The organism is Cryobacterium sp. Y29 (assembly GCF_002929825.1).
Taxonomy (GTDB): Bacteria; Actinomycetota; Actinomycetes; order Actinomycetales; family Microbacteriaceae; genus Cryobacterium.
Genome location: NZ_PJJN01000033.1, coordinates 198,219 through 223,564, shown reverse-complemented (window position 1 = coordinate 223,564; position 25,346 = coordinate 198,219). Strand labels below are relative to the sequence as shown.

At 64.0% G+C, this 25,346-nt stretch carries 28 protein-coding genes and 1 tRNA gene; 19 read left to right on the top strand and 10 right to left on the bottom strand.

Features of this window, described 5'->3' with window-relative positions; translation table 11 throughout:
* Window positions 1–15 precede the first annotated feature (15 nt).
* Complete coding sequence (locus CXY74_RS10180; RefSeq protein ID WP_104200312.1) at window positions 16–684, bottom strand: TrkA family potassium uptake protein; 669 nt, start codon at window positions 682–684, stop codon at window positions 16–18.
* Window positions 677–2,059, bottom strand: coding sequence for a TrkH family potassium uptake protein (locus CXY74_RS10175; protein ID WP_104200311.1), 1,383 nt, complete (start codon window positions 2,057–2,059; stop codon window positions 677–679). The genes CXY74_RS10180 and CXY74_RS10175 overlap by 8 nt, the downstream gene beginning before the upstream one ends.
* A 153-nt stretch (window positions 2,060–2,212) precedes the next feature.
* Between CXY74_RS10175 and CXY74_RS10170 the strand changes: the two genes are divergently transcribed.
* The 4 genes from CXY74_RS10170 to CXY74_RS10155 all read left to right on the top strand — a co-directional run bounded on the left by CXY74_RS10170 (window position 2,213) and on the right by CXY74_RS10155 (window position 3,584).
* On the top strand, window positions 2,213–2,680 hold the full coding sequence (locus tag CXY74_RS10170; protein ID WP_104196902.1) for a helix-turn-helix transcriptional regulator: 468 nt from the start codon (window positions 2,213–2,215) through the stop codon (window positions 2,678–2,680).
* Window positions 2,681–2,789: 109 nt separating this feature from the next.
* Window positions 2,790–2,888, top strand: coding sequence for a 30S ribosomal protein bS22 (locus CXY74_RS10165; RefSeq protein ID WP_003792170.1), 99 nt, complete (start codon window positions 2,790–2,792; stop codon window positions 2,886–2,888).
* A gap of 130 nt (window positions 2,889–3,018) precedes the next feature.
* Window positions 3,019–3,288, top strand: a complete 270-nt coding sequence (locus CXY74_RS10160; RefSeq protein ID WP_104200310.1) for a glutaredoxin family protein — start codon at window positions 3,019–3,021, stop codon at window positions 3,286–3,288.
* Complete coding sequence (locus CXY74_RS10155) at window positions 3,285–3,584, top strand: Dabb family protein (RefSeq protein WP_104196900.1); 300 nt, start codon at window positions 3,285–3,287, stop codon at window positions 3,582–3,584. The genes CXY74_RS10160 and CXY74_RS10155 overlap by 4 nt, the downstream gene beginning before the upstream one ends.
* 153 nt (window positions 3,585–3,737) lie before the next feature.
* Here the strand turns inward: CXY74_RS10155 and aspS are convergent, their stop codons facing one another.
* Window positions 3,738–5,051, bottom strand: coding sequence for an aspartate--tRNA(Asn) ligase (aspS, locus tag CXY74_RS10150; protein WP_104200309.1), 1,314 nt, complete (start codon window positions 5,049–5,051; stop codon window positions 3,738–3,740).
* A gap of 92 nt (window positions 5,052–5,143) precedes the next feature.
* Between aspS and CXY74_RS10145 the strand changes: the two genes are divergently transcribed.
* Genes CXY74_RS10145 through ccsB form a run of 5 tightly spaced genes read left to right on the top strand, consistent with a single transcriptional unit; the run spans window position 5,144 to window position 9,897 of the window.
* Window positions 5,144–5,788: a histidine phosphatase family protein gene (locus tag CXY74_RS10145; protein ID WP_104200308.1), complete on the top strand. Its 645-nt coding sequence runs from the start codon at window positions 5,144–5,146 to the stop codon at window positions 5,786–5,788.
* On the top strand, window positions 5,785–6,411 hold the full coding sequence (locus CXY74_RS10140) for a TlpA disulfide reductase family protein (protein ID WP_104200307.1): 627 nt from the start codon (window positions 5,785–5,787) through the stop codon (window positions 6,409–6,411). The genes CXY74_RS10145 and CXY74_RS10140 overlap by 4 nt, the downstream gene beginning before the upstream one ends.
* Window positions 6,408–7,169 carry a cytochrome c biogenesis CcdA family protein gene (locus CXY74_RS10135; protein ID WP_104196896.1) on the top strand — a complete coding sequence of 254 codons (762 nt, stop codon included), beginning with the start codon at window positions 6,408–6,410 and terminating at the stop codon, window positions 7,167–7,169. Before CXY74_RS10140 ends, CXY74_RS10135 begins: the two co-directional genes overlap by 4 nt.
* Window positions 7,153–8,829: a cytochrome c biogenesis protein ResB gene (locus tag CXY74_RS10130; protein WP_104200306.1), complete on the top strand. Its 1,677-nt coding sequence runs from the start codon at window positions 7,153–7,155 to the stop codon at window positions 8,827–8,829. The genes CXY74_RS10135 and CXY74_RS10130 overlap by 17 nt, the downstream gene beginning before the upstream one ends.
* Window positions 8,830–8,847: 18 nt before the next feature.
* Window positions 8,848–9,897 carry a c-type cytochrome biogenesis protein CcsB gene (gene ccsB, locus CXY74_RS10125; RefSeq protein ID WP_104200357.1) on the top strand — a complete coding sequence of 350 codons (1,050 nt, stop codon included), beginning with the start codon at window positions 8,848–8,850 and terminating at the stop codon, window positions 9,895–9,897.
* An 8-nt stretch (window positions 9,898–9,905) separates the two neighbouring features.
* On the opposite strand, the gene CXY74_RS10120 is transcribed toward ccsB, so the two are convergent.
* The 4 genes from CXY74_RS10120 to CXY74_RS10110 are packed head-to-tail and all read right to left on the bottom strand — an operon-like array spanning window position 9,906 to window position 12,418.
* Complete coding sequence (locus CXY74_RS10120) at window positions 9,906–10,895, bottom strand: o-succinylbenzoate synthase (protein ID WP_104200305.1); 990 nt, start codon at window positions 10,893–10,895, stop codon at window positions 9,906–9,908.
* 12 nt (window positions 10,896–10,907) lie between these two features.
* Window positions 10,908–11,045, bottom strand: a complete 138-nt coding sequence (locus CXY74_RS17580) for a hypothetical protein (protein ID WP_158252346.1) — start codon at window positions 11,043–11,045, stop codon at window positions 10,908–10,910.
* A 14-nt stretch (window positions 11,046–11,059) separates the two neighbouring features.
* Window positions 11,060–11,395 carry an ATP-dependent DNA ligase gene (locus tag CXY74_RS10115; RefSeq protein WP_104200304.1) on the bottom strand — a complete coding sequence of 112 codons (336 nt, stop codon included), beginning with the start codon at window positions 11,393–11,395 and terminating at the stop codon, window positions 11,060–11,062.
* Window positions 11,396–11,434: 39 nt separating this feature from the next.
* Complete coding sequence (locus CXY74_RS10110) at window positions 11,435–12,418, bottom strand: RNA polymerase sigma factor RpoD/SigA (protein WP_158252345.1); 984 nt, start codon at window positions 12,416–12,418, stop codon at window positions 11,435–11,437.
* Between the two features lie 276 nt (window positions 12,419–12,694).
* Between CXY74_RS10110 and CXY74_RS10105 the strand changes: the two genes are divergently transcribed.
* Window positions 12,695–13,909 (top strand): AMP-binding protein, encoded by a 1,215-nt coding sequence (locus CXY74_RS10105; protein WP_370446143.1) that lies wholly within the window; start codon window positions 12,695–12,697, stop codon window positions 13,907–13,909.
* A 68-nt stretch (window positions 13,910–13,977) separates the two neighbouring features.
* A complete protein-coding gene (locus CXY74_RS10100; RefSeq protein WP_233193331.1) occupies window positions 13,978–14,898 on the top strand; it encodes a 1,4-dihydroxy-2-naphthoate polyprenyltransferase in 921 nt (306 codons plus the stop codon).
* On the opposite strand, the gene CXY74_RS10095 is transcribed toward CXY74_RS10100, so the two are convergent.
* Window positions 14,872–15,171 (bottom strand): DUF4229 domain-containing protein, encoded by a 300-nt coding sequence (locus tag CXY74_RS10095; RefSeq protein WP_104200301.1) that lies wholly within the window; start codon window positions 15,169–15,171, stop codon window positions 14,872–14,874. The two genes, CXY74_RS10100 and CXY74_RS10095, sit on opposite strands and share 27 nt — an antisense overlap.
* Before the next feature lie 72 nt (window positions 15,172–15,243).
* Here CXY74_RS10095 and CXY74_RS10090 point away from each other — a divergent pair, with 72 nt between their 5' ends.
* Window positions 15,244–15,720, top strand: coding sequence for a PLD nuclease N-terminal domain-containing protein (locus CXY74_RS10090; RefSeq protein ID WP_104200300.1), 477 nt, complete (start codon window positions 15,244–15,246; stop codon window positions 15,718–15,720).
* Window positions 15,713–17,416 carry a 2-succinyl-5-enolpyruvyl-6-hydroxy-3-cyclohexene-1-carboxylic-acid synthase gene (gene menD, locus CXY74_RS10085; protein ID WP_104200355.1) on the top strand — a complete coding sequence of 568 codons (1,704 nt, stop codon included), beginning with the start codon at window positions 15,713–15,715 and terminating at the stop codon, window positions 17,414–17,416. Before CXY74_RS10090 ends, menD begins: the two co-directional genes overlap by 8 nt.
* A 9-nt stretch (window positions 17,417–17,425) precedes the next feature.
* On the opposite strand, the gene CXY74_RS10080 is transcribed toward menD, so the two are convergent.
* A complete protein-coding gene (locus CXY74_RS10080) occupies window positions 17,426–18,622 on the bottom strand; it encodes an isochorismate synthase (protein ID WP_104200299.1) in 1,197 nt (398 codons plus the stop codon).
* Window positions 18,623–18,736: 114 nt separating this feature from the next.
* Here CXY74_RS10080 and ubiE point away from each other — a divergent pair, with 114 nt between their 5' ends.
* The 3 genes from ubiE to CXY74_RS10065 are packed head-to-tail and all read left to right on the top strand — an operon-like array spanning window position 18,737 to window position 21,974.
* Window positions 18,737–19,438 (top strand): bifunctional demethylmenaquinone methyltransferase/2-methoxy-6-polyprenyl-1,4-benzoquinol methylase UbiE, encoded by a 702-nt coding sequence (gene ubiE, locus CXY74_RS10075; protein WP_104200298.1) that lies wholly within the window; start codon window positions 18,737–18,739, stop codon window positions 19,436–19,438.
* A 22-nt stretch (window positions 19,439–19,460) separates the two neighbouring features.
* Entirely contained in the window at window positions 19,461–20,531 is a 1,071-nt protein-coding gene (locus CXY74_RS10070; RefSeq protein ID WP_104200297.1) for a polyprenyl synthetase family protein, read from the top strand.
* A 60-nt stretch (window positions 20,532–20,591) separates the two neighbouring features.
* Window positions 20,592–21,974, top strand: coding sequence for an FAD-dependent oxidoreductase (locus CXY74_RS10065; RefSeq protein WP_104200296.1), 1,383 nt, complete (start codon window positions 20,592–20,594; stop codon window positions 21,972–21,974).
* Window positions 21,975–22,106: 132 nt separating this feature from the next.
* On the opposite strand, the gene CXY74_RS10060 is transcribed toward CXY74_RS10065, so the two are convergent.
* Window positions 22,107–22,595, bottom strand: a complete 489-nt coding sequence (locus CXY74_RS10060) for a YajQ family cyclic di-GMP-binding protein (RefSeq protein WP_104126358.1) — start codon at window positions 22,593–22,595, stop codon at window positions 22,107–22,109.
* A 314-nt stretch (window positions 22,596–22,909) separates the two neighbouring features.
* Between CXY74_RS10060 and CXY74_RS10055 the strand changes: the two genes are divergently transcribed.
* The 3 genes from CXY74_RS10055 to CXY74_RS18290 all read left to right on the top strand — a co-directional run bounded on the left by CXY74_RS10055 (window position 22,910) and on the right by CXY74_RS18290 (window position 25,260).
* Window positions 22,910–22,991 (top strand) — tRNA-Tyr (locus tag CXY74_RS10055).
* Between the two features lie 72 nt (window positions 22,992–23,063).
* Window positions 23,064–23,900 (top strand): inositol monophosphatase family protein, encoded by an 837-nt coding sequence (locus CXY74_RS10050; protein WP_233193323.1) that lies wholly within the window; start codon window positions 23,064–23,066, stop codon window positions 23,898–23,900.
* Window positions 23,901–24,081: 181 nt separating this feature from the next.
* On the top strand, window positions 24,082–25,260 hold the full coding sequence (locus CXY74_RS18290) for a M23 family metallopeptidase (protein WP_104200295.1): 1,179 nt from the start codon (window positions 24,082–24,084) through the stop codon (window positions 25,258–25,260).
* Window positions 25,261–25,346: the final 86 nt, after the last annotated feature.

The following is a 25,346-nucleotide window of genomic DNA, read 5'->3' as shown; positions in this document are numbered from 1 at the left end:
CGGCGCCGAACGCTACTATCCCAGCGCGGCAAACCGTTCAATATCGGCCTCAGCGCCCGACACGATGATGAGGTCATGGTTGGACACCACGGTCTCCGGGGTCGCATAGGTGAACGGCTTTCCTGGACTTTTGACGCCGACGACGGTCACGTTGTACTTACGGCGCACGCCGGAATCGACGAGTGTGAGGCCGCGGATGGGCTTCGGCGGGTACATCTTCACGAGGGCGAAATCATCGTCGAATTCGATGAAGTCGAGCATGCGACCCGACACCAGGTGGGCGACGCGCTCGCCGGCTTCGGCCTCGGGGTAGATGACGTGGTTGGCGCCGATTCGTTCGAGAATCTTGCCGTGTGACTTGGAGATGGCCTTGGCCCAGATCTGTTGAATCTTCAGGTCCACCAGATTGGCGACGATCAGTACGCTGGCTTCCACCGACGAGCCGACCGCGCAGACGGCGATCGAGAAGTCCTGGGCGCCGATTTGTTGCAGGGCTTCGAGCGAGCGGCCATCCGCTTGAACGGCATGCGTGACCCGCTCTGACCACTTGGATACGAGCGCCTCGCTCGTGTCGACGACGAGCACTTCGCGGCCCAGTCGGTCGAGCTGGCCGGCCGTGGCCGCGCCAAACCGTCCGAGCCCGACGATAAGCACAGGGGCGTCGTGTTTAATACGATCAACCAACGATGGGTCTCTCTTCCGGGCGTTTGAACAGTTGCCTGCTATGGCTCGCGGCCAGAGCCGCCGCGAGAGTTACTGTACCAACCCGGCCCATGAACATCGTCGCTGCCATGACGTAGACGCCTTCCGGCGGCAGATCAGCGGTAAGCCCGGTCGACAGGCCGCAGGTAGCGAAAGCGCTGATCACGTCGAAGAGGACGACGTCGAAGGGTTGTTTCGAGATGTGCAGAATGAGGATACTCGCCACCGCGACGGTGGTCGCGCCCCACAGCACGACGCTGACCGACAGGCGCAGGATGTCGCTGGGAATACGGCGGCCGAACGCTTCCATTTCCTGCTTGCCACGTGCTTCGGCAAAGGCGGCCAGAAAGAGGATGGCCAGGGTCGTGACCTTGATGCCGCCGGCGGTCGACGCCGACCCGCCGCCAATGAACATGAGCATGTCGGTCAGGAGCAAGCTGGACCCGTTCAGGTCGCTCACCTCAATGGTCGCGAAGCCGCCCGAGCGCGTCATCACCGACATGAACAACGATTGAAAGATGGTGTCGCCGGCATTGAGCGACCCGAAAGTCTTGGGATTATCGAACTCGAGAATGATGTAGAAGATCATTCCGAGGATCATCAGCGCGATTGTCGTGACGAGTGTCAGCTTGACGTGTACGGACCAGCGGCGCGGCTTGCGCCAGCCGCGTGCGAACGCGTAGATCACCGGAAACCCCAGGCTGCCCAGAAAAACAGCGATCATGAGCGCGCCGAGAAACCAGTAGTCATCGGCGAACGGGCTGAGGCCGCCGGGGTTCGGGTTGAAACCGGTATTGGTGAAGGCCATGGCAGCGTAGTAGAAGCTGTGCCAGACCGCTTCGCCCAGGGGCGCACCGGCTTGCAGCATGCGAGGAAAGAGCAGCGCTGCCACGCTGACCTCGATGACGAACGCGCTGATTGCAACGGTGAGCAGCAGGCTGCCAACCTCGCCGAGGCGTACGGTCTGACCCTCGTTGACCGGCCCGGCGTGAATGCGAGAGGGGTTGGAATCGCTCGCCGCCATCAGTTTTGCGCGTAGCCCGAGCCTGCGTGAGATGACCAATCCCATCAGTGACGCGAGCGTCAATACGCCGATGCCGCCGATATTGACACCGACGAACACCAGAATATTGCCGAACGCTGACCAGTGGGTGGCCATGTCGACCGTAGTCAATCCGGTCACACAGATGACCGATACTGCCGTGAAAACCGCGTCGTGCAGTGGGGTGATCGTGCGATCCGCTGAGGCGATCGGTAGCGAGAACAACACGGTGAACACCATGATGAGCGCGGAAAACACCAAAATGGCGAACCGCGATGGTGACTTGTGAGCGAGCGAGTCCACTTCGTCGCGCATCCGCCTCACAATGGTGAGCGGCCGCGGAAAAAGCGGTCCAGTTCCGGTTCTCAACGACACCTGGAACCCCCGATAAGCCTGCGATTATTGCTAGTTTGAAACTGTACTACCCGGCGTTGGTTATTACCCAGTAGTAATGACTACCCTGAGGTTATGGCAGACATCTTCACCGTGGTGGCGGACTCGGCGCGACGAGACATCTTGCGGATCCTCTTGGAGCGCGCAGTTCCTTCCGGTGAAATTCGCGGTCCGTCCCGGGACGTGCGTGGCGAGCTGAGCGTGTCCGACATCGTCGGGCACCTCGGGCTGAGTCAGCCCACCGTCTCCAAGCACCTCAAGGTGTTGCGCGAGGCCGGTTTGGTCACTGTTCGCGAAGAGGGGCAGCACCGCTTCTACCGGCTGGAGTACTCGCCGCTCGAAGAGATTGAGGATTGGTTGATTCCCTTCCTGAGCGTCGACTTCGACCAGGCTGTCAAGGACGTGGATCTGGAGGCCGATGCCGGCCTGAAAGATGAGCAGCGTGCCTTCGCCTCGGCTATTGGCAAGGCTTTCGCCGATGCTTCGCAAATGTCGCATGTCGTCAAAGATGCCACGGCGAAAAAGTGGCGCAGAAACGGCTGAACAAGGCCCGATCTGGCAGCTGAGTAGTTGGAGCCGGTTTTGTCCGGTAGAATGGTATTTTCGTGTCAGTCGCGGGCCCCGCGACTAAACCAATACTTGTGAGGTCCGTGTGGGTTCTGTAATTAAGAAGCGACGCAAGCGTATGGCGAAGAAGAAGCACCGCAAGCTGCTTCGCAAGACTCGCCACCAGCGTCGCAATAAGAAGTAGATCGACTGCGTAGTTACCTAGCTGCTCGTTGAGCAAAGCGCTAGCCCTTCGGGACTGGCGCTTTTTGCTGTCTACCACCCGGGATGTCGTGCCCGTGCGCCCCGGCACGAAGTCGCCGTAGGCTGGAGCCATGCCCACCGCACACCTGACCCTGATCGGCAAGCCCGGTTGTCACCTCTGCGACGACGCACGTGACTTGGTCGGCAGTGTCGTGGCCAAGCTCGCCGACGACGTGTCGGCCCCAGAGATCACGTTCGAGGAACGGTCCATTCTCGATGACGCCGAGCTGCATGAGCGCTACCTGGAGGACATCCCGGTGCTCCTCATCAACGGCAAAGTGCACAATTATTGGCGCATCGATCCCGTGCGCCTGCGTACCGCCCTATTGGAGGTCTCATGACCATTCGTCATATCGTCTGCTGGAAGCTCAACGCGCTGACCCCGCGCAAGAAGGCCGAGGATGCCGCGGGCATCGTGGCCGGCCTCGAGGCCCTCGTGGGTGTCGTTCCCGAGATTCGTGCTCTGACGGTCGGGCCGGATGTTGCCGGCAACGAAAACTGGGACGTCGCTCTCATCGCTGACTTCGACGATCTCGAGGCGCTCGACCGCTATCAGAGGCACCCGGAGCACAAGAAGGTCGGCGCATTCATCCGCACCGTCGTCGCCGATCGCCTGGCCGTCGACCTCGAGGTCTAACCCGGCGCTAGCAGTATTTCCCGGCCGCCGGCATTCGCTGGCGCAGCTGATGCCGGTCAGTTTGCGACTCGCCGGGCCAAACGGATGCTGCCGCCGGCCTGTCGCAGAATTTAGCGGCTTTACGCACCCCGCGGCCCGAGCGAGACGCCGAAGCTACGGCTCGAGACGGGTCGGGCCGCGGAACAGGTAGGTGACCTCGCGAATCGACGCCTGGTGCAGCATGAGCATCAAGACCCGGGCCAGGCCCATGCCGAAACCGCCGTGCGAAGGAACTCCGTAGCGGAAGAAGTCGAGGTAGCCCTCGATTTCCTTCGGATCGAGGCCCTTCTCGATGGCCTGAGCTTCGAGCACCTCGATGCGGTGCTCGCGCTGGGCACCGGTGGAGATCTCGGTGCCGTTGAAGATGAGGTCATAGCTCTTGGTGATCGACGCGTCGCCCTCGTGACGCATGTGATAAAACGGGCGGATGCTCGAGGCGTAGTCGGTGAGGAACACGAATTCGTGCCCATATTTCTCGGCCACGTACGCGGCGATCTGGCGTTCGCCCTCCGGGTCCATGTCGTCGTCGTCGCGGGGAACCTCGTAGCCGCGGCTCTTGACGATCTCCTTGGCCTCGGCCAGGGGAATGCGCGGGAACGGCGTGCTCGGAACGGTCACTTCAACGTCGAACAGGGACTTGACCTCGTCTCCGTGCTTTTTCTGTACGGCGGTGAACCCGGCGACCATGAGGTCTTCGTGCAGCGTCATGACGTCGTCGTGGCTGTCGATCCAGCTGATCTCACTGTCGACGCTCGTGAACTCGGTGGCGTGCCGGCTCGTGAACGAGGGGTCGGCTCGGAACGCCGGGCCCACCTCGAAGATTTTGCCGAAGCCAGCTGACTGGGCCATCTGCTTGAAGAACTGCGGGCTCTGCGCAAGGTAGGCCTTGGTGTCGAAATAGCCCACCTCGAACAATTCGGCGCGCGACTCACTCGCACTCGCCATGAGCTTGGGCGTGTGCAGTTCGATGAAGTCGTGCTCGATCCAGTACGTGCGCAGCGCGTGCTCGAACGTGGTCTGGATGCGGAAGATGAGGTTCTGCTTGGGGTTGCGCAGGTCGAGAAAGCGCCAGTCCATGCGCTTGTCGAGGCTTGAGTCGGCCGCGATCGGCGTCTCCGGAATGGCGGCGGACACCACTGTCAGGGTGGTGAGCTTGATCTCGATGCCGCCGAGCTTGACCCGTTCGTCGTGCTTGAGCTGGCCCGTCACGGTGACGAAGGTGCCCTGGGCGAGGCCCGAGATGCTGGTGGCTGGCTCGTCGGCGACGACGACGCCATCGGCATCCGTCGTGCGAGGGTTGACCAGCTGCACGGCGCCGGATTCGTCGCGCAGAACGACGAATTGCACCTTTTTCTGGTCTCGAACGGTATCGACCCAGCCGGACACCGATACGGGGCCGTCGTCGAGAGCGGACAGGTTCTTGATCAATACGCGCGAAGTCACACGTCAAGTTTAGCCGTTGCCGCCCGAGCGGCCCGCTCACGGCGGTTTCTAGGGTGACCCCTCCGTAGACTGGTTGGGTGGTAGCTAGTCAAGTTCATCTCGTGCGTCACGGTGAGGTTTTCAACCCCGAACGCGTGCTCTACGGACGGTTGCCGCAGTACCGACTCTCCGAGCGGGGCGTGCTTATGGCTGCTGCTGCCGCGGAGGAATTAGTGGAACGTGGCCGCGCGGTCGTACGCGTCATCGCCTCGCCCCTGCAACGCGCGCAGGAATCGGCGGCGCCGATCGCCGCAGCCTTCGCGCTCGCGATCGACACCGACGAACGCATCATCGAACCAACGAATGCCTTCGAGGGCAAGAGGATGCGTGGCCCCGACGGCGCGTTGCGCGACCCGCGCAACTGGCCGGCGCTGATCAACCCGTCGAAGCCGAGCTGGGGAGAACCCTTCCGTTCAATCTCTGCCCGCATGCTCGCGGCGATCGACGACGCCTGGAACTCGGTGGATGAGGGTGACGTCGTGCTGGTCAGTCACCAGCTGCCGATCTGGATGGTGCATCGGGCCCTGGCTCATGAACGCCTCGCCCACGACCCGCGCAAACGCCGGTGCGACCTGTCGAGTATCACCACCCTGTGCTGGCACGGCGATCATTTCGCCGAAACCGCCTACGTCAGCCCGGCGCTGGCACTTCTAGACCCAAGCAACGATGTGGGTGCTGTATGAATCGCCACCGTGTGAACCAACGCCGCCGCCTCGGCCCCCTGCTGGCCGGGCTGGCCGCCGGTGCCCTGTTGCTCTCGGGTTGCTCCTCCGACCCGCTCGCGGATCAGTACCGGGAAGGCTCGAACAAGGGTTTCATCGCCGGCGACGGAAGCGTCACCGAAATTGCCGTCGCCGATCGCGGTGACGCCATTGACTTCTCGGGCGTGACAGAGACGGGCGAGCCGGTCACGAGCGCCGACACGCTCGGTGAAGTTCTCGTGGTCAACTTCTGGTACGCGAGCTGTGCACCGTGCCGCGCCGAGGCCTCCGATCTGCAGGGCCTCAACGCGCAGTTTGAAAACAAGGGCGCGAGTTTTCTCGGTGTCAATGTGCGAGACCAGGCCCCGAACGCCATCGCATTCAACGAGACCTATAGCGTGACCTACCCCTCGGTGCTCGACGTTGATACCGGCGCCATGCAACTCGCGTTCAGCGGCAGCATTCCGCCGAACGCGGTGCCGACCACCCTGGTGCTCGACGCCGAAGGGCGGGTCGCGGCGCGCATTCTGGGCCAGGTCACCTCGCCGTCCATTCTGGAGACCCTGATTCGGGACACGATCGCGGAGACTGGCACGACCGAGTGAACAATCCCTTCGGAGAGATCGTCTTCAGCGGCCAGCTACTCTTCGCTATTCCCATCGCACTCCTCGCCGGCCTCGTTTCGTTCGCCTCACCGTGCATCCTGCCGCTGGTTCCCGGTTACCTCGCCTACATCGGTGGCTTCGCGGACGGACGCACCGGCGCCTCCCAGCGTGATCGTCGCGGCCGCACCCGGCTCCTGGCCGGGGTCGGCCTATTCGTGCTCGGCTTTACCGTGGTGTTCGTGCTCACCGGCGTGGTCTTCGGTGCCGCCGGATTCTGGCTCAACTCCTACCGCGACCTGATCACGCGCCTCGCCGGCGTGGTGGTCATCTTGCTGGGCCTGGTCTTCGTCGGCCAGTTCGGTGCCATGCAACGCACCGTCAAGACCAACTGGCGCCCCAAAATGGGTCTCGCCGGCGCCCCCGTACTCGGTGCGGTCTTCGCGGTGGGCTGGACGCCGTGCACCGGGCCCACGCTCACGGCCATCAACTCGCTCAGTCTCGGCACCGGTTCGCCCTGGCAGGGCGGACTGCTCGCCCTCTTCTACTCTCTCGGGCTCGGAATTCCCTTCCTCCTGATCGCCCTCGGCCTCAACTGGGCCACCGGATCGGTCGCATTCCTCAAACGGCATATTCGTGCCATCAACCTGTTCGGCGGTGTTCTGCTCGTCGTCATCGGAGTACTCATGGTGAGTGGCATCTGGAACACCTGGCTCCTCGATTTGCAAGGGGTGATTGGCAACTTTGTCCCGGCCATCTGACCACTACGATTCCCGCCGCGAGGCGCCGCAGACCGGTGTCGTGCAGCCCAAGCTCGGCCTGACCGGCTGGCTTCGCTGGTTCTGGCGTCAACTCACGAGCATGCGCACCGCCCTCTTTCTGCTGCTCATGCTCGCCATCGCGTCCATTCCGGGCTCGCTCGTGCCGCAACGCACGAGCGACCCGAACGGGGTCACCCAGTACTTCACCGACCACCCCGACCTGGCGCCGATTCTTGACAAACTGCAGGCCTTCGACGTCTACACCTCGGCTTGGTTCTCGTCGATCTACCTGCTCCTGTTCATCTCGCTCATCGGCTGCGTCATCCCGCGCACCAAACATCACTTCCAGGCCCTGCGCGCCAAGCCGCCGACCACGCCGGCTCGCCTCGGACGCTTGTTTGGTTTCACCACGCAAGACGCGCCGGCGCACACGGATGCCCGCGACGCCATCACGTACGCCCGCACCGTCCTGAAATCCAGCGGCTACCGCGTCGCGCGCTTTGATTCCGACACTGAGTCATCCGTTTCGGCCGAGCGCGGCTACCTGCGGGAGACCGGCAACCTTGTCTTTCACGCTGCGCTGGTCGGCATTCTGATTACCGTTGGATTCGGCGGCGGCTATGGTTTCAGCGGCCAGCGAGTGCTCGTCGAAGGCCAGACCTTTGTGAACACGCTGCTCGCCTACGACTCTTTCAACCCGGGACGATTCTTCGACGACACCACTCTCGACCCGTACACCCTCAGCCTGGATGACTTTTCGGTCTCCTACGAACAACGGAATCTGCAGGCCTACGGCCAGCCGATCGACTTCACTGCCGACGTGACCGTTACGCCCAAGGGCGAGGCTGCCGAGCCCGGCGCCGTCAAGGTCAACGGACCGCTACGCACCAACGAGACGAGCATCTACCTGCTCGGCAACGGGTACGCACCGACCATTCAGGTGACGGCCCCCGACGGTACCGTCGTCTTTTCAGACTCCGTGCCATTCTTGCCACAGGACGCCAACCTCACCTCGCTCGGCATCGTGAAAGTGCCCGACGGACTGGCCGAGCAGCTCGGCATGATCGGCTTCTTCTATCCCACCCAGGACAAAGCAGCCTCCGGCGCGAACTTCTCCAGCTACCCCGACCTCGAATACCCGCTGCTCACTCTGAACGTCTATACCGGCGACCTCGGTCTCAATGCCGGCGTGCCGACATCCGTTTATGCCCTCGACACCGACACCCTGGCGCAGCAGACCGGCGGTAAGACCGGTGTGTCCTCGATCGAGCTGAAGCCGGGTGCATCGGCCGAGCTGCCGGGCGGCCTCGGTACCGTCAGCTTCATCGACAACAATCCGGCGTCCTCGGCGGCCGGCGATTTCACCCAGTCGGTTCCGCGCTTTGCGAGCTTTGACATTCATCACGACCCCACACAGATCTGGCTGATCTCCTTTTCCATGCTCGTATTGTTCGGTCTGTTCACCGGGCTGCTCGTGCCGCGTCGCCGTGTTTGGGTGAAGGCAACGATCCGAGCCGACGGAACCGTGCACCTCGAATACGCCGGCTTGGCCCGTGGCGATGACCCGGCCCTCGAGGCCGCCGTCAGCGCGGTGGCCGCGCGTCATCTCAAGCTGTTGAAGACCCACCAAACCGTCGTCGCCACCCCCGAATCGACTTAGGATTGCACCGTGAATCTGATTGACTCCGCACTACTCAACTCGTACTCGCTCTACGCGCTGTATTCGGCAATGGCCATCTACGCCCTCGCTTTCATCGCCTTCGCAGTCGACCTCGCGCGTCGTTCGAGCGCCGTGGGTGCGATTGAAGCCGCCGACCTGGTCGAAACGGACGCTGCCTCCTCTGCCGGGTTTGCCACGTCCGCCGGCAGCACCATCACCCTGAAGCGACCCGTGCTGTCGCGCATCAGCGCCCGCATGGACGACGACGCGGCGCTACCGTACGGCCGCTCGTCGAGCCTGCGCGTAGGAGTTGCGCTCACCGTACTGGGCTGGGCGTCGCACCTCGCGGCGACCATCATGCGCGGCGTCGCGGCCGACCGGGTGCCGTGGGCGAACATGTACGAGTTCGCGCTGACGGGCACGCTGCTCATCATGACGGTATTCCTGATCGTGCTGATCCGCGCCGACCTGCGTTTTCTCGGCACCTTTGTCACCGGTCTCGTGCTGGTACTGCTCGGCGTGGCAGCCCTGCAGTTCTATGTAGAGGTCGCTCCACTGCCGCCGGCACTGCAGTCGGCCTGGCTGGTCATCCACGTATTCGTGGCGTCGTTGGCCACCGGGATGTTCGCGCTGGGCTTCGCGCTGTCGACCGTGCAACTACTGCAATTCCGGCGCGAAAACAGAACGCTCGAGGCCGCCGCGCCGCGCTCGGCCGTGGCATCCGGTCGACGCCTGCGTTTTCTGGCCACTTTGCCGTCGTCGGCGACACTGGAAAACCTGGCCTACCGCATCAACATCATCGGCTTCATTCTGTGGACCTTCACCCTCATGGCCGGTTCGATCTGGGCCGAACAGGCTTGGGGGCGGTACTGGGGCTGGGACACCAAAGAGGTGTGGACCTTCATCATCTGGGTCATCTACGCCGGTTATATCCACGCCCGCGCAACCCGCGGCTGGCGCGGATCGCGTTCGGCGTGGCTGGCGATCATCGGTTTTTCCGCCGTCATGTTCAACTTTGGCATCGTCAACGTGTTCTTCAAGGGTTTGCACGCTTACTCGGGCCTGTAGCCCTTCGTTTACCGCTCCTCAGCGGCGACCAGGGCGTGCGAGCGCGCGAGTCGCGCGAGCCACCAGTCGCGACGCTCGGGACTGGCCGCGTGCTGGTTGAGGAGAGCAGCGTCTGGCACGACTCGGCGCACCGGGATAGCCCCCGCTACCGGGAGCAGCGGCTGGTCCGTGACATCCTCGGCGAGCAGTGAGGCGGTGCCGAGGCCACAGTCGAAGTACAGTCCAGGAACGGATGCCGCGAGGTGCGCGCCCATCGAGAGCCCGATCGACGTATCGAGGGCGCTGGAGACCACGACAGGCAGCCCGGTCTGACCGATGATCGACAGTGCGGCGCGGATGCCCCCAAGCGGCTGGGCCTTGATGACGAGGATGTCGGCGGCGCCGGCCCGCGCCACGGCGAGCGGGTCACCGCTCTTGCGCACGCTCTCGTCGGCGGCAATCGGTACGCTCAGGTAGGTGGTGCGCTGGCGAATCTCGGCCAGTTCAGGCACGCTCATGCACGGCTGTTCGACGTATTCCAGGTCGAAAGCGTTCAATGCGTGAATGGCGTGTTCGGCTTCGTCCACGTTCCACAGGCCATTCGCATCGATGCGAATACGACCCTCCGGACCGAGTACGCGGCGTACCTCGGCCACCCGGGCGACATCGTCGGCCAGGGCCTGATCCGGGCTGGCGACCTTGACTTTTGCCGTGCGACAACCGGGAAAACGTGCGAGCACTTCTTCGACCTTGCCCGCTGGCACGGCCGGTACCGTGGCGTTGACTGGAATGCTCGTACGCAGGGCGTGCGGCGTGCTCTGCCAGCCGAAGTCGATGGCGGCGCGCAACCAATTGGCGGCCTCGGCATCATCGTATTCCACGAACGGGGAGAACTCGGTCCAGCCCTCTGGGCCTTCCAGCAGCAGTGCTTCCCGATTGTCCAGCCCGCGAAACCGGTCGAACAGCTTCAGGGAGACGACGTGCGCGGAACCGAGTAACTCATCCAGTGAGGGCATCATGGACCCAGTGTGTCAGCCTCCGGCTGGGTAGACGGCCAGAGCCTCGCTCATCCCGGCGTACAGCTCGTCGCCATCGATCTCGATCTCGATCTGGATCTGGATCGATTCGATGGAACGGCCGCTGGGCGAACATGATTTCTTGTCGCACACGGTGTCGATGCGGTCTAAGGCTCGTCCTTCACAACGCCCGGCTGCACTGCCGCAGAGCTGGTTTCCGGAACGATTTGCAGTCCGCCGGAGGAATTTGCCGTCGCCATGAGCGCTTCGATCCACTCGCGGTTGAGCGTGGGCGCACGGCTGCCAAAATACTTGTAGGCGATGGGGATTCCTGGGTGGAGCCAAATCGTGATGCGTCCTTCTCCGGCCGGCAGCTCGTCGCGCCACGTGAAGTAGAACGATTCCCCACGGCGCAGTTTGGCGCCGATCACGACCTGAATATGGGCGAGTACGCGATCGTCAAAGTCTGCGGTTAGGGTCGAGTCGTAGGTTAGTTTTCCCATGTCGCGCTCCTGCTGGCGTGCAATCGATACGGTCGGCGTTTAGTCCCGCAGATAATGTTCCAACCGTGGCACGTGCAGCAGGGCGAGGGCACGCTTCTCAATCTGGCGCACTCGTTCCCGGGTGACGCCCTCAGTGTGGGCGATCTGGTCGAGGGTGCGCGGTTCGTTACCGTCGAGGCCGAACCTGGCTCGCAAAATAGAACGTTCCCGTGGCGGAAGTGTGTCGAGAAAATAGCGGATGTCTGCCGCTCGCAGCGTCAGCGTGGCATGTTCGTCGGGTTGGGGGAGGTCGTCATCAATGATCAGTTCGGCCATATCGCCGGCACCGTCACCGACCGGAGTGTGCAGGGAGATCGGTTCGTTGTCGTATTGCAAGAGGCGCAGCACGTCGCGCACGGGAAGCTGGGCGGCTTCGCCGATTTCCCGTGCCGTCGGGTCACGGTCGAGCACGCTGGTCAGGTCGCGACGAATGCGCTTGATTTTATTGAGCTTTTCGGCGGTGTGTACCGGGATGCGGATCATGCGGGATTTATCAGCCATGCCGCGGTGGATTGCCTGGCGAATCCACCAAGTGGCGTAGGTGGAGAATTTGTAGCCGGTCATGAAGTCGTACTTTTCGACGGCACGAACGAGCCCCATGTTGCCGTCCTGCACGAGGTCCATGATGGGCACTCCGCGGCCGGAATAGTGCTTGGCGATGCTCACGACCAAACGCAGGTTGGCCTCGATGAACTGATTCTTGGCGCGGCGCCCGTCGTGTACAAGCCAGGACAGTTCGCGCTCTTCGGCCGAGTCGCGAGTACCGGCACCGTCGCCCTGCAGCAGCCTGGCCTCAGCGAAGAGTCCGACCTCGACGCGGCGCGCCAGGTCAACTTCCTGCTCGGCGTTGAGTAGGGTCCCCTTGCCGATGCGGCGCAGGTAGTCGCCGAAAGCATCCGTCGATGCGGCGGCATAATTGCCCGGCGAGGCTGATCGGCGAGGCGACGCGGGGGTCGTTCGTTGTTCCTGAGCGGTGGTAGTCATCGTTATGAGCCCCCGCATGTGATTTTCGTACCTTGCGTGATGTTCATGGCGACCTCCCCATACTTTCCAAGTCATTAGTACACCCCCGAACGGGGTGGGCGACAAGGGGTTGACTTCTTCGTTGTTCCAGATTACCTGAGGTTTTTTCGTCTTCTCAATCCCCAATCTTACGAGTTGGAAAATTCGAAAAGTCAATGTCGACGCCGCGTAGGCTGGCACTATGAGTGAACGGGTGCATGATTTCTCCTCCGGGCGCCCTCGCAACGCAGCAGCACCGTGGTGAGGCCGCTGCGGGCTCTCGTGCCGGAGCATCCGCCCGCCTTTCTCGCGGCGCTGAGGGATGCACTCGCGGGCAACGGACCGGCACTGATGCCGATGCCGACAGGCGGTGACAGGGTTCTTGAAGACGTGCCGATACGGGTCGCGGTTGTGATCGAAACCTCCGGGTCGACCGGCACGCCGAAACGGGTCATGCTCGCCACCAACGCACTGCTGGCCGGCGCCGCAGCCTCGGCTGTCGCCCTCGGCGGGACCGGACAATGGCTGCTCGCTCTACCCGTGCACTACATCGCCGGGGTGCAGGTGCTCGTGCGTTCGATCACCGCCGAAACCAACCCGCTCGTGCTTCCACCCGGCCACTTCGATCCGGAGAACTTTCTTCGGCTAGCCGAGACCATGACCGAGCCGCTGCGCTACACCGCGCTGGTGCCGGTGCAGCTGGCCCGCCTGCTCGACGCAGCGGATGACCCGGCACTGCTGGCTGTGCTGCGTCGCTTCACCGCGATTCTGGTCGGCGGGCAAGCGATCAGGCCCGATCTCATTGCTCGGGCAGCTGAACTGGACGTGCGAGTCGTGCGCACCTACGGGTCGTCGGAGACCGCTGGCGGCTGTATCTACAATGGTGTTCCGATCGGTGACACCCTCGCGCGGGTTGTCGACGGGCAGCTCGAACTATCAGGCTCCGTGCTCGCTGAGGGCTACCTCGGCGATGAAACGCGCACCCGTGAGCGCTTTGTAGTGGAGCACGGTGTGCGCTGGTACCGCACCGGCGACCTCGGCGAAATCGACCCGATAACCGCTCGGGTCACGGTGCTGGGTCGCGCCGATAACGTGATCATTTCGGGCGGCGAGAAGGTGTCACTCGATGCCGTCGAAGGCATCGTGCGGTCCTGCCCCGGTTTCGAGCAGGCTGTTGTGATCGGGGCCGACGATGACGAGTGGGGGCAGGTTCCGGTCGTAGTGACCGGGGGCAACCCTGTGAACTTTTCCGACGTGGTGGCATCCGTTGTGGCGGTGCTCGGGCGTGCAGCCCGGCCTGCACGCGTCATGCTGGTGGCGGCGATTCCATTACTGGCTTCGGGCAAGCCTGACCGGCGCACACTGGCCAGTACTGCGCTCCCCAGTACTGCGCTGCCCAGTACTGCGCTCCCCAGTAACATGGGGGCGTGGCACAAGGAGCTCGGCCGGTCAGGCCCAAACAACAACGATTGAACCCCGCGGCGAAGCTGGCTGGTCTTGATCCCGCCAGGAAGGCCAGCGGCAAATCAGGCCATCCGGCCATCAAGAACGGACCACCCCGCAAGGGGCCGGCCGCGGTCAAACCGGCCACCGCTGCCGACTGGGTATCGGGCGCACGCCTGCGTACTCTGCCGCTCGCCGTTGCTCCGGTGCTGCTCGGTACCGGCGCCGCGATCGTGGCGAGCGGACCCGGCGTCTACCATCCGGTGCGCGCGCTGCTTGCACTTGCCGTGGCGCTGCTCCTGCAGATCGGCGTCAACTATGCCAATGACTATTCCGACGGCATTCGAGGCACCGACGCCTTTCGGGTCGGACCAGCCCGGCTCACCGGCGGCGGCGTCGCCAATCCGCGCACCGTGCTGCGCGTGGCCCTGATCTTCTTTGGCCTTGCTGCCATGGCTGGCATCACGCTCGTCATTCTGACCCAGTACTGGTGGCTATTGCTCGTTGGCGTTGTGGCCCTCGCCGCAGCGTGGTTCTACACCGGCGGCAAGAAGCCCTACGGCTACCAGGGCCTGGGTGAAGTGTTCGTGTTCGTGTTCTTCGGTCTCGTAGCCACCGCGGGCACGACCTATGTGCAGGTCGGCGACTTCACCACCGAGAGCGTTCTCGGTGGTGTGGCGATGGGGCTGATCGCCTGTGCCGTGCTCATGGTCAACAACCTGCGTGACATCGTGCCAGACAAGGCCGCCGGCAAGCGCACCCTCGCGGTGCGAATCGGAAGCACGGCCTCCCGGGTCGTCTTCTGCATTTTCCTGCTGCTGCCGTTCGTGATCGCGGGTCTTTTCAGCCTGATCTATCCGCTCGGAATCTTTACGTTCTTCGTGCTGCTGCTGGCTCTGCCGGCCTGCCTCATCACGATCACCGCCACGTCCGCGAAAGAATTCATCCTCGCCCTGAAGCTGACGAGCCTCGCGGCGCTGGCTTACGGCCTGCTATTGGGACTTGCTTTCGCGTTCTGACTCGACACGCTCCTGGGCACTCATCAGCGAGTCCTCGATCTCAGAATCCGGGTTGGCGGTCTGCTTGTCGGGGTGCCGCGCGTGGTAGAGATCGCGGGCAACACTTGCGCGGGACTTGCCCAGCAGAAGATACGACAAGCACAGGCCGACCAGCGCGGCGATCACAGCGGACGCCCAGGGCCACAACCCCAGGGACAGGAGAATTGCCAGGGGTACGGCAAACATTAAGACACGCAACACGGAGTAGTACAGCCAAGGGGGCAGGAATTTCATAAATCAAGCTTAGAATGCCGCGGCTGAGTAGGCGCACATGTCTCTCACGGTCAAGCGGCTTACAATCTAGGTATGCCCAAGCTCTTGATCGGACTAGGACTGGCCCTCGTCATCCTCACCGTCTACACCCTTGTGGACTGTGCAATGTTCGACCGCAAACGCATTCGCGGATTGCCGCGCTGGGTCTGGATTTTCGTCATCGTCCTCGTGCCACTGATCGGCCCACTGCTCTGGCTGCTCGTCGGCCACGGGCGCTCCGCTCCCGCGACCCGGTCCTTTCGCTCGGTGGCTCCCGATGACGACCTCGAATTTCTGCGCGGGCTGAACAGTGATGGTCCCGACGGCGCCGGTCTGAAGGACGGCAACGCGAAATCCGACACCGGCCAAAACCGCCCCTTCAACGAGAAAGACCAGCAGGAACGCATTCGCCGTATGGAGCAGGACCTCGCGGACCTAGACAAGAACGACCCAACTCCCGGGGAAGCGACGAAGAAGAAAAAGAAGAACGAACCGGGTGACGGCGAGCAGCCTGGCCGGCGGGATGCCTGAAAGCCTCACGAGCAGCCCGGCGACCGATTTCAGTTTCGCGCTTTTGGACGAATTCGTTCGGCTGGGGGTTCGTGATCTGGTGCTTTGTCCCGGGGCGCGCTCGCAGGCTCTCGCCTTAGCCGCAGCGGCGCTGGAACAAGCCGGAAGCATCCGCTTACACGTGCGCACCGACGAACGCAGCGCCGGTTTTCTCAGCGTGGGCCTCGCCCTTGAGACCGGCCTGCCAGCGCTCGTCGTGGTGACGTCGGGCACGGCGGTCGCCAACCTGCACCCGGCCGTGCTCGAGGCGCACCATGCCGGGGTGCCCATGATTTTGCTGACGGCCGACCGCCCGGCCGAGCTGCGCGGTATCCGCTCGAACCAGACCACCGTACAGTCAGGCCTGTTTGGGGTCGCCACCCGGCTGTGCCTCGATGTTCCGGCGCCGGTCGGTGAGCCCGATGAGGACGGCATCGCCGTGGCGCTGGCACGGCAGGCAATGGATGCTGCAACCGGCGTTTCGACCGCGGCTCCCGGCCCGGCACAACTCAACCTGGCCTTTCGCGAGCCACTGTCGGCTGCGCGGCCTGCCCGCCCTTCCCTGACGACACGCGCTATCCGCGTAGCGCCGGCTACATCAAGTGATGGGCCGGCCATGCTCCTCGCGCCGGGACTGCGCACGGTCGTCGTGGCCGGTGATGGTGCCGGACCTGAGGCCGAAGAGCTGGCCCACGCCGGTGGCTGGCCGTTGCTGGCCGAGGTATCGAGCGGCGCTCGGTTCGGCCCGAATTTGATCGTGCACTACCGGGAACTACTCGCTGCCGCCGATCTCGGCGGCCAGGTGGAACGGGTGGTCGTGTTCGGTCATCCCACCCTCAGCCGAGAGATTCCGGCTCTCATCGCCCGTGAGGGTGTCGAGACCATCATTGTCGCAACGACCGGACTCGAATGGTACAACCCGGCCCATGCTGCACGCGCGTTCACCCGTTCGATCGGCGCGGACGCCGAGTGTGTGCTGGCGGCCCGGACGCCCGCGGCACGGGAATGGCTCGGACGCTGGGTCATGACCAGCAGGGCTCGTGCAGAGGCCGCGGCTGATGAAGGGCGGGCACCGATCGATAAACGCGGCATAACCCGCGCTGAATTGGCAGTCTTGCGAGCCCCGCTGACGCGGACGCTGCTCGTCGACGCGGTCTGGCGTGCATCGTGGCCGCACGACCGGCTCGTGCTCGGCGCGTCCCGGCTGATCCGCGAGGCCGATAAGCGCGTTCCCGGCAAGAAGATCACCGTGCTGTCCAACCGTGGACTGGCCGGCATCGACGGCACTATTTCGACCGCGATCGGGGTGGCGCTGGCCAGCCAGGCCGAGCCCGAGCCACGTTCGGTCGGCGTGACCCGGGTTCTGATGGGCGACCTCACCTTTCTTCACGATGTCGGTTCGCTGCTGCTCGCCCCGGGCGAACCAGAACCCCGGCTGCAGGTCATCGTCGGCGTTGACGGTGGTGGCAGCATCTTCGACGGCCTGGAGGTCGCCGCGACGGCTTCGGCCGCAGCGATGGACCGGGTGCTCTACACCCCGCGCAGCGTCGATCTGAAGGCGCTCGCCGCCGCCTACGGCTGGGACTATGAGATTGCGGCCACGAGATCCGAGTTGGACCGCGCCCTCACCGGCGCCCCGACCCGCCCCAGCATCCTCGAGGTTCCGCTAGTTCGTTAGCGGTTCGAATCAACCGAAGGCTTCGACGATCGGACGGAACTTCATTTTGGTTTCGGCGAGCTCGCGGTCGGGGTCGGAGTCCAGCACGATGCCACAGCCGGCGTACGCGGTGATGCCGCCGGCGGGTACTACCTGCGCGCAGCGCAACGCAATCGCCCACTCGCCATCGCCGTCGGCGCCTACCCAGCCGACCGGTCCGGCGTAGCGGCCACGGTCGAACGGTTCAAGTTCGCGAATCAGGGCCAGAGCAGCCTCGGTCGGGGTTCCGGCGACCGCAGCAGTCGGGTGCAACGCTGCGATCAAATCGAGAGACGTCGACCCGTCGCTCAGGGTGCCTTCCAGATCGGTCGCGAGGTGCCAGAGATTGGGGAGTTTCACCGTGAACGGAATCTCGCTCGTGGCGAGCGCCGAGGTGTGCGGGCGTAGCGACTTGAGCACGCTCTGCACGGCAAATTCGTGCTCGTCACCGTCTTTCGAGGAGGTCGCCAGGGCGAGGGCCGCCTCGCGATCTTCCTCAGCATCCGCTCCCCGGGAGATCGTGCCGGCCAACACGCGGGCGTTGACCGAACCGTGGTCGGCGCGAATAAGAGTTTCGGGGCTCGACCCGATGAGGCCGTCGACGGCGTAGGTCCAGCAGTCCGGGTAACCAAGCGCGAGTTTGGTGATGGCGCGGCGCAGGTCGGACTCGGCCGGCACCCGCCCGACCAGGTCGCGAGCGAGCACGACCTTATTGACCCGTTGACTTTGAATCCGCGAGACGCCCGAGCTGACTGCTGTGCGAAAATCTTCGGGGGGCAGCGTACCGGGCAGCAGGGCGATGCGGTACTCGTCGCCGAGCGGATGCAGCGTCAGCGGGTTTTCGGGAGCGCTCTGCCCGGTCTCCCAGATGCGCGTCACCCAGCATTGGCCGTCCTGGCGGCCGACGATGATCTCGGGAACGATGAGCACGCTGGTCTCGGCAGACGTCTCATCGAAGGCGAAAGCACCGAAGGCGAGCAGCCCGCTACCAGCGCGGGCGAGCGGGTCGGTCACGGTGGCCAAGGCGACGACTTGTTTCCAGGCGGCCGCGGCATCCGTCATGCGGGTCGGGCCGGAAAACTCGAGTCGCAGTGCGCAGCCGATGCCGGCCAGGCCCTGGTTGCGACGCATCCAGAGTAGGGGCGTACGGCGATCGAGCAGCAGGATCAGTTGGCGGATATCGGCCATCGGGGAGGTTTCGACCGTCAAGGCCCGCACATTCACTTCTGTAGCCTACGCCCGCGCGTGTATGCCTCGGCAACCGTGCAGTTTCGGCGGGCCTAGGCATCCTAGAATGATGGGGTGAATAGAGCAGACCTGAACAAACGGCCCGCGCAGGTGGCTGCCATGTTCGACGAGGTCGCCGCCCACTATGACCGCACGAACACGCTGCTGTCGGTCGGCAACGCGTCGCTCTGGCGCGTCGCGACGACCAAGGCGGTCAACCCGCAATCGGGCGAACGCATTCTCGACATCGCGGCCGGCACGGGCACTTCGAGCGCGGCTCTCGCCCACAACGGGGCCCATGTCGTCGCCGCCGACTTCTCGGCCGGGATGATCGAGGTCGGTCGGGCTCGCCACGCGCACAATGAGCACATCGACTTCGTGCAGGCTGACGCGACCGCCCTTCCCTTCCAGGACAACGAGTTCGACGCCGTCACCATCTCGTTCGGACTGCGCAACGTGGTCGAGCCGAAGAAAGCCCTGGCCGAGTTTTATCGCGTGACCAAGCCCGGCGGGCGCGTCGTCATCTGCGAGTTCTCGACTCCACCATTGACGCTGGTTCGCCAGAGCTACTTTGCCTATCTCAACCACGTCATGCCGCGCGTCGTACGCCTCGCGTCCTCCAACGCCGAAGCCTACGACTACCTCGGCGAGTCCATCGCGGCGTGGCCGACCCAGCGGGTGCTCAGTGGATGGCTGCGCTCAGCCGGATACTCCGCCGTCGCCTACCGCAACCTCACCCTCGGCATCGTGGCCCTGCACCGCGGAACCAAGCCCTGACCAACTCGATAGGCTGTCTTACGTGAAATCCAGAGTCCCCGTGATTCGACGCACCGCGTCGGTGACTAGCCAAGCGGGCCTCGGCGAACGTATTTTCTCGACGTCCGCCGACCGCGGCTTGGCGGCGAATATCGATGCCGGCATCGTAAAGGTCGAAGCGGCGCTCATCGATGAGCTCGTCTACGCCAACGAAATCGCCACCGTTACCAGCCGCTACCTGCTCAATGCCGGTGGAAAACGCGTGCGTCCCATGCTCGCGCTGCTCACCGCGCACCTGGGCGGGGGCGTCGTGCCCGACGTTGTCACCGCAGCCACAGCTATCGAACTGACCCACCTGGCCTCGCTCTATCACGACGACGTCATGGACGACGCGGACAAGCGCCGCGGCGTGCCGAGCGCGCAAACCGTGTGGGGCAACTCCATCGCCATCCTCACGGGTGACCTGCTGTTCGCCCGTGCCAGCCAGTTGATGGCCCGCCTCGGTGAACGCGCCATCAAACTGCAGGCGACCACGTTCGAGCGCCTCGTGCTCGGTCAGTTTCAGGAGACGGTGGGCCCGCGCGCCGGCGAAGACCCGGTCACGCACTATATTCAGGTGCTCGCTGGGAAGACCGGTTCGCTCATCGCCGCGGCCGCCCAGGGCGGTGTGGTGTTCTCCAACGCCCCGGCCGAGTACGAGCAGCCGGTCGTGGACTTCGGTGAGAAGATCGGCGTGGCCTTTCAGCTCATCGACGATGTGCTCGATCTGTCACCGCAGCCGCAGGAGACGGGCAAAGTGCCGGGAACGGATTTGCGGGCCGGTGTGGTCACGCTTCCGGTGCTTCGATTGCGCGAACGTGCTGCGAGCGATGGGGCATCCGCTGATCTGCTGGAGCGGCTGGAACGTGACGTGATGACGGCCGGTGCGCAACAGGGCGCGGAAGCGGACGCGGCAATCACCGCGCTGCGCGAGCACGCCGTCACGGCCGAGACCCTGGCCGAGGCACACGGCTGGGCCCGCGACGCCGTCGCCGCCCTCGCTCCGCTGCCGAATGGTTCGGTCAAGAAAGCCCTCACCCGATTCGCCGAGTCCATCGTCGAGCGCTCCAGCTAGATCCAGTCGAGAGCGGGCGAGGGCTTGGGCCCGGCCCGTCCGCGCAGTAAGGAATCTTCAGTGACCAAATTGAGACTGGCCATCGTCGGCGCAGGACCGGCGGGCATTTATGCCGCCGATATTCTGCTCAAAGCCGAGCGCAACTTTGAGGTCTCGATCGACCTGTTCGACCACCTGCCGGCGCCGTATGGCCTCGTGCGCTACGGCGTCGCCCCCGACCACCCCCGCATCAAGGGCATCATCACTGCTCTGCGGGGCGTGCTCGACAGTGGTGATATTCGTGTGTTCGGCAATGTGCGGTTCGGAGTGGACGTCACCCTCGACGACCTCAAGAAGCACTACAACGCGGTCATCTTCGCGACCGGCGCCGTGCAGGATGCCGACCTCAATATTCCAGGCGCGTCTCTGAACGGTTCATACGGCGCCGCCGACTTCGTGAGCTGGTTTGACGGCCATCCCGACGTACCGCGTACCTGGCCGCTTCACGCGCGCGAGATCGCCGTGATCGGCAACGGAAACGTGGCCCTCGACGTGTCGCGCATGCTCATCAAGCACGCCGACGACCTGCTTTCGACGGAGATCCCCGAAAACGTGTACGCCGGGTTGAAAGGGTCACCGGTGACCGACGTGCACGTATTTGGACGGCGTGGTCCGACATCCGTTAAATTCACTCCGCTGGAACTGCGTGAGGTGGGCGAGCTGAATGATGTGGACATGATCGTCTACGACGAGGACTTTGAGTACGACGAGGCCGCTCAGTCCGCCGTCGCGAGCAACAAACAGGTCTTCGTGATCGATAAGACGCTGAACCAGTGGCGTGCCCGCGAGACCGGCGCCGCCAGCCGCCGTCTGCACATGCACTTCTTCGCCAAGCCGGTCGAGTTGGTCGATGACGGCACAGGCCGGGTCGGCGCGTTTCGCTGGGAACGCACCATAACGGATGGCGCCGGCGGCGTCGTCGGCACCGGCGAAATTCGCGAGATCCCGGTGCAGGCCGTCTACCGAGCCGTCGGCTACTTCGGGTCGGAATTGCCGGACGTGCCGTTTGACAAGAAGCGCGGCATCATTCCCAACCGCGAGGGCCAGGTGCTACGCCGTGACCCGTCGGCCGGTACCGGCGGGCTGTTCAACCAGCAGATGTACGGCGTCTACGCGACCGGCTGGATCAAGCGCGGGCCGGTCGGTCTGATCGGCCACACCAAGAGCGACGCGATGGAAACGATTCGTCACCTGATCAATGACCTCGGGAACTGGTGGCGTCCCGAGTCGCCGTCGGAGGAGAGCATCGTGGACTTGCTCGATGCGCGCGGCGTGAAATACACCGGTCTGGACGGTTGGCACAATCTCGACCAGCACGAACTCGGGCTCGGCGAGGCTGTAGGCCGCACCCGCATCAAGGTTGTGGACCGCCACGAAATGGTGGCGGTGTCCCGCGCCGAGTAGCACTCCGAGTGCGCGCCTCCGCGGACGGGGCCCAGGCCCCGTCCGCGGGCCCAGTTTATAAACTGGGCCCCGGTTCACAAGGTGGGCCTGGCGGACAGAGGACGAGGGAGTCCCCCCTGCCGGAGAGGTCCGCTAGCGAAAGTTTGTGAACTGCAGGGCCACGTCAAGGTCTTTACCCTTGAGCAGCGCCATCACGGCCTGCAAATCATCGCGACTCTTCGAGCTGACCCGCAGTTCGTCACCCTGAATTTGGCTCTTGACGCCTTTGGGGCCCTCGTCGCGAATGATCTTGCCGATCTTCTTCGCGTTCTCCTGGTCGATGCCGGCCTTCATGCTCGTCTCAATGCGATATTCCTTGCCGGAGGCGAACGGCTCGCCAGCGTCGAGGCTGCGCAGTGAGATGCCGCGCTTGATCAGCTTGGCCTCGAACACTTCGAGGATCGCCTTGACGCGCTCCTCGGTGTTCGCTTTCATGAGCACCTTGTCACCGCTCATCGCGATCGAAGCTCCTACGTTCTTGAAGTCGTAGCGCTGTGCGACTTCTTTGTGCGCCTGGTTGAGGGCGTTGTCGACCTCCATCGGGTCGACCTTGCTGACGATGTCGAACGTTGAATCTGCCATTCCCCCATGGTATCCGACCCGCGAGAGTGCAAAAAGTGCGCGGTTAGACACCATACGCGAACACTCCTGTGCGGTCTCGAACATCGGCAATGGGTAGGCGGCGGATACCGCCGACATCGTGGCCTCACCGGCATCGGCGGCGACACGTCGACCAAGAAGCGCACCCCGCCGGCCAACCGGGGAGTGCCGCCCACCGGGTACCGGAAACGTCTCATCACGATTTCGATGCCCGTTGATTTCTCGGTGAGGCGTTTCGTCTTGTATTGTTAAAGCCGCGTCTCCGGTCAAGTGATTACACCTGGTCGGGAGCGCCTGGCGAGTTACCCAAGCGGCCAAAGGGATCTGACTGTAAATCAGACGGCGTAGCCTTCGTGAGTTCGAACCTCGCACTCGCCACGAGTACCACCAGGACAGGCAGGCCCTCGGGCCTGCCTGTTCTGGTTGAGGCCCTGCCTGTAGCGTGTGGGGATGATGCATCCCGCTCCGACCGAGCTGCTCGACCTTGCACGCACCGTCGCCCTCACCGCAGGCGCGCTCGCCCATCGGCGTCGCACCGAGGGGGTCGAGATTGCAGCCTCGAAATCGTCACCCGAAGACATCGTCACCGCGGCCGATCGCGAGGTCGAGTTGCTCATTCGCGGCCTGCTCGCAGACGCCCGACCAAACGACGGGTTTTACGGCGAAGAATCCGACGCATCCGCGCACACCAGTGGGCTCACTTGGGTGGTCGACCCCATCGACGGCACCGTCAACTACCTCTACGGCATTCCGTTCTATGCCGTCAGCATCGCCGTTGTGCAGGGTGATCCCGACCCGGCCAGCTGGAACACCCTTGCCGGCGCCGTCGTCAACCCCGCCCTCCGCGAGGTGTTCACCGCGTCGAAGGGTTCGGGCGCCTGGCTGGGCGACCAACGCCTGCACGTGAATCACGACGTTCCGCTCTCGCTCGCCCTGGCCGGCACCGGCTTCAGCTACGAGGCGGACCGGCGGGTGTGGCAGGCGAAAGTCGTGGGTGGTCTCATCGGCCAGGTGCGGGACATCCGTCGTCTCGGGTCGGCCGCACTCGACCTCTGCTCGGTCGCTTGCGGGCGTCTTGACCTCTATTTCGAACGCGGACTCAACCCATGGGACCACGCCGCCGGTGCCCTGATCGCGCGGGAAGCCGGCGCTCGGGTCGGTGCTTTGTACGCGGATGCCGAGGGCCGCGACCTGCTCATCGCCGCAGCTCCGGCCCTTTACGATCAGTTCTCACCGGTGCTCGCCGCGCTCTTCGAGTGCTTCCCGCCTGACGAGGGACCCCGCTGAAACTATGCCCACTACCCCCTTTTGGGTGTGATTGGTCGCTTTCCTCTGGTATTCTCAGGGTTGCGCGTTACCGTTAGCTGATTCGTTATATTGATCCTCCGTCATTTGGCGTTATTCAGAACGAGCACAAGATCCCGTCCGCCACGCCGAAAGCTGCACTTTGTCACGTCACACTCCACCCATGGACACCACCGTGTCCGGTGACAGTGACGGCGCCGTATTTCCCCCGGCAGAACCGGTAGCGCTGACTCGCCGGGAGCGTCGCGAGCGCGAGCGTGGGGCGTTCTCACAACTCGCATTATCGGTCACAGCACCGTTCACGGAAACCGCTGATGACCTCGCACGGCTCAGCCCGGCAGCCGATCTGATCGTCACGGCCGACCTGGACCTTGAACCGGTTGTGGTCATCGAGACTGACCGCATTGTTGCGGCTCGGCCGGTCGCCGACGCCGGGCCTACCGACTACGAGAAGTTGCTGGCTCCCGGCGTGACCCAATCGATCCCGACGGTCATTCCCGCTGCCGGTGAACGGCCGCGTCGCCATCGCATCGAGCAGAAGCCGGGGGAGACGTTTGCCCCCGCGCGCGATTTCGTTCCGGCCGGGGCGCTGCCCCGTCGCACCCCGCGTGCACGACCGCTCGGCAGCACCATGCGCAAGCGCGCGGCCAAAGGCGCTTCGATTCTCGCCATGTCGTTCGTGGCTCTAATGGCCGTGGCCACCTCGATTCCGGCCGAAGCGTTACTGTCGTCACAAGACGTGCAGGCATCCGTTCTTGAATCGCAGCGTGTTCCGGCAGCGGCCGATATGCAGAGCATGGATCTGGCTGGCGGTGACACCGTTACCGTCGTGCGTGACGGCTACAAGTCGAGCACCATCGCCGAAGTTGCTGAAGCCAGCGGTATCCGCATGGAAGACACCTTCACAAACAACCCGAACGGAACCATTCAGTGGCCGTTCGCCGTCGGTGTTCATATCGGCGACCAGATCGGCTACCGCAATTGCGCCGGTTGTTCGGTGAACCACGGCGGCCAGGACTTCAACCCGGGCGTCGGCGCACCGATCCAGGCCATCGCCGACGGTGTGGTCAGCTACGCCGAAGACGGTGAAGCCAGCCTCGGCGTTCACATGATGATCGACCACATGATCAATGGCGAGCTCGTCACCAGCGTCTACGCGCACATGATCCACGGATCGATGCTGTTCGCGGAGGGTGACGTGGTCAAGGTTGGCCAGGTCATCGGCAAGACCGGCAGTACCGGGATGTCGACCGGCCCGCACCTGCACTTCGAGATTCGTCAGGGCGGAATCACCGGCACCAAGGTCGACCCGCTCGCCTGGCTCTACGCCAACACCAACTAGCGCACCTCGGGTCCGGCCGCCCGTCGGCGCGCGCACAACTCCTGCAATTTCTTGCGTCCAAACAGGGCAGGCGCGGGAAGCCGCGG

Excerpts from the sequence above, each read along its gene's own strand:
- CXY74_RS10090 (WP_104200300.1), top strand. The coding sequence starts at position 15,244 with ATGCCCAAGCTCTTGATCGGACTAGGACTGGCCCTCGTCATCCTCACC.
- CXY74_RS10140 (WP_104200307.1), top strand. The coding sequence starts at position 5,785 with ATGAATCGCCACCGTGTGAACCAACGCCGCCGCCTCGGCCCCCTGCTG.
- CXY74_RS10080 (WP_104200299.1), bottom strand. The coding sequence starts at position 18,622 with ATGGCCGATATCCGCCAACTGATCCTGCTGCTCGATCGCCGTACGCCC.
- CXY74_RS10115 (WP_104200304.1), bottom strand. The coding sequence starts at position 11,395 with ATGGGAAAACTAACCTACGACTCGACCCTAACCGCAGACTTTGACGAT.
- CXY74_RS10155 (WP_104196900.1), top strand. The coding sequence starts at position 3,285 with ATGACCATTCGTCATATCGTCTGCTGGAAGCTCAACGCGCTGACCCCG.
- CXY74_RS10060 (WP_104126358.1), bottom strand. The coding sequence starts at position 22,595 with ATGGCAGATTCAACGTTCGACATCGTCAGCAAGGTCGACCCGATGGAG.
- menD (WP_104200355.1), top strand. The coding sequence starts at position 15,713 with ATGCCTGAAAGCCTCACGAGCAGCCCGGCGACCGATTTCAGTTTCGCG.
- CXY74_RS10170 (WP_104196902.1), top strand. The coding sequence starts at position 2,213 with ATGGCAGACATCTTCACCGTGGTGGCGGACTCGGCGCGACGAGACATC.
- CXY74_RS10110 (WP_158252345.1), bottom strand. The coding sequence starts at position 12,418 with ATGACTACCACCGCTCAGGAACAACGAACGACCCCCGCGTCGCCTCGC.
- CXY74_RS10095 (WP_104200301.1), bottom strand. The coding sequence starts at position 15,171 with ATGAAATTCCTGCCCCCTTGGCTGTACTACTCCGTGTTGCGTGTCTTA.
- CXY74_RS10175 (WP_104200311.1), bottom strand. The coding sequence starts at position 2,059 with ATGCGCGACGAAGTGGACTCGCTCGCTCACAAGTCACCATCGCGGTTC.
- CXY74_RS10050 (WP_233193323.1), top strand. The coding sequence starts at position 23,064 with ATGATGCATCCCGCTCCGACCGAGCTGCTCGACCTTGCACGCACCGTC.
- CXY74_RS18290 (WP_104200295.1), top strand. The coding sequence starts at position 24,082 with ATGGACACCACCGTGTCCGGTGACAGTGACGGCGCCGTATTTCCCCCG.
- CXY74_RS10160 (WP_104200310.1), top strand. The coding sequence starts at position 3,019 with ATGCCCACCGCACACCTGACCCTGATCGGCAAGCCCGGTTGTCACCTC.
- CXY74_RS10120 (WP_104200305.1), bottom strand. The coding sequence starts at position 10,895 with ATGATGCCCTCACTGGATGAGTTACTCGGTTCCGCGCACGTCGTCTCC.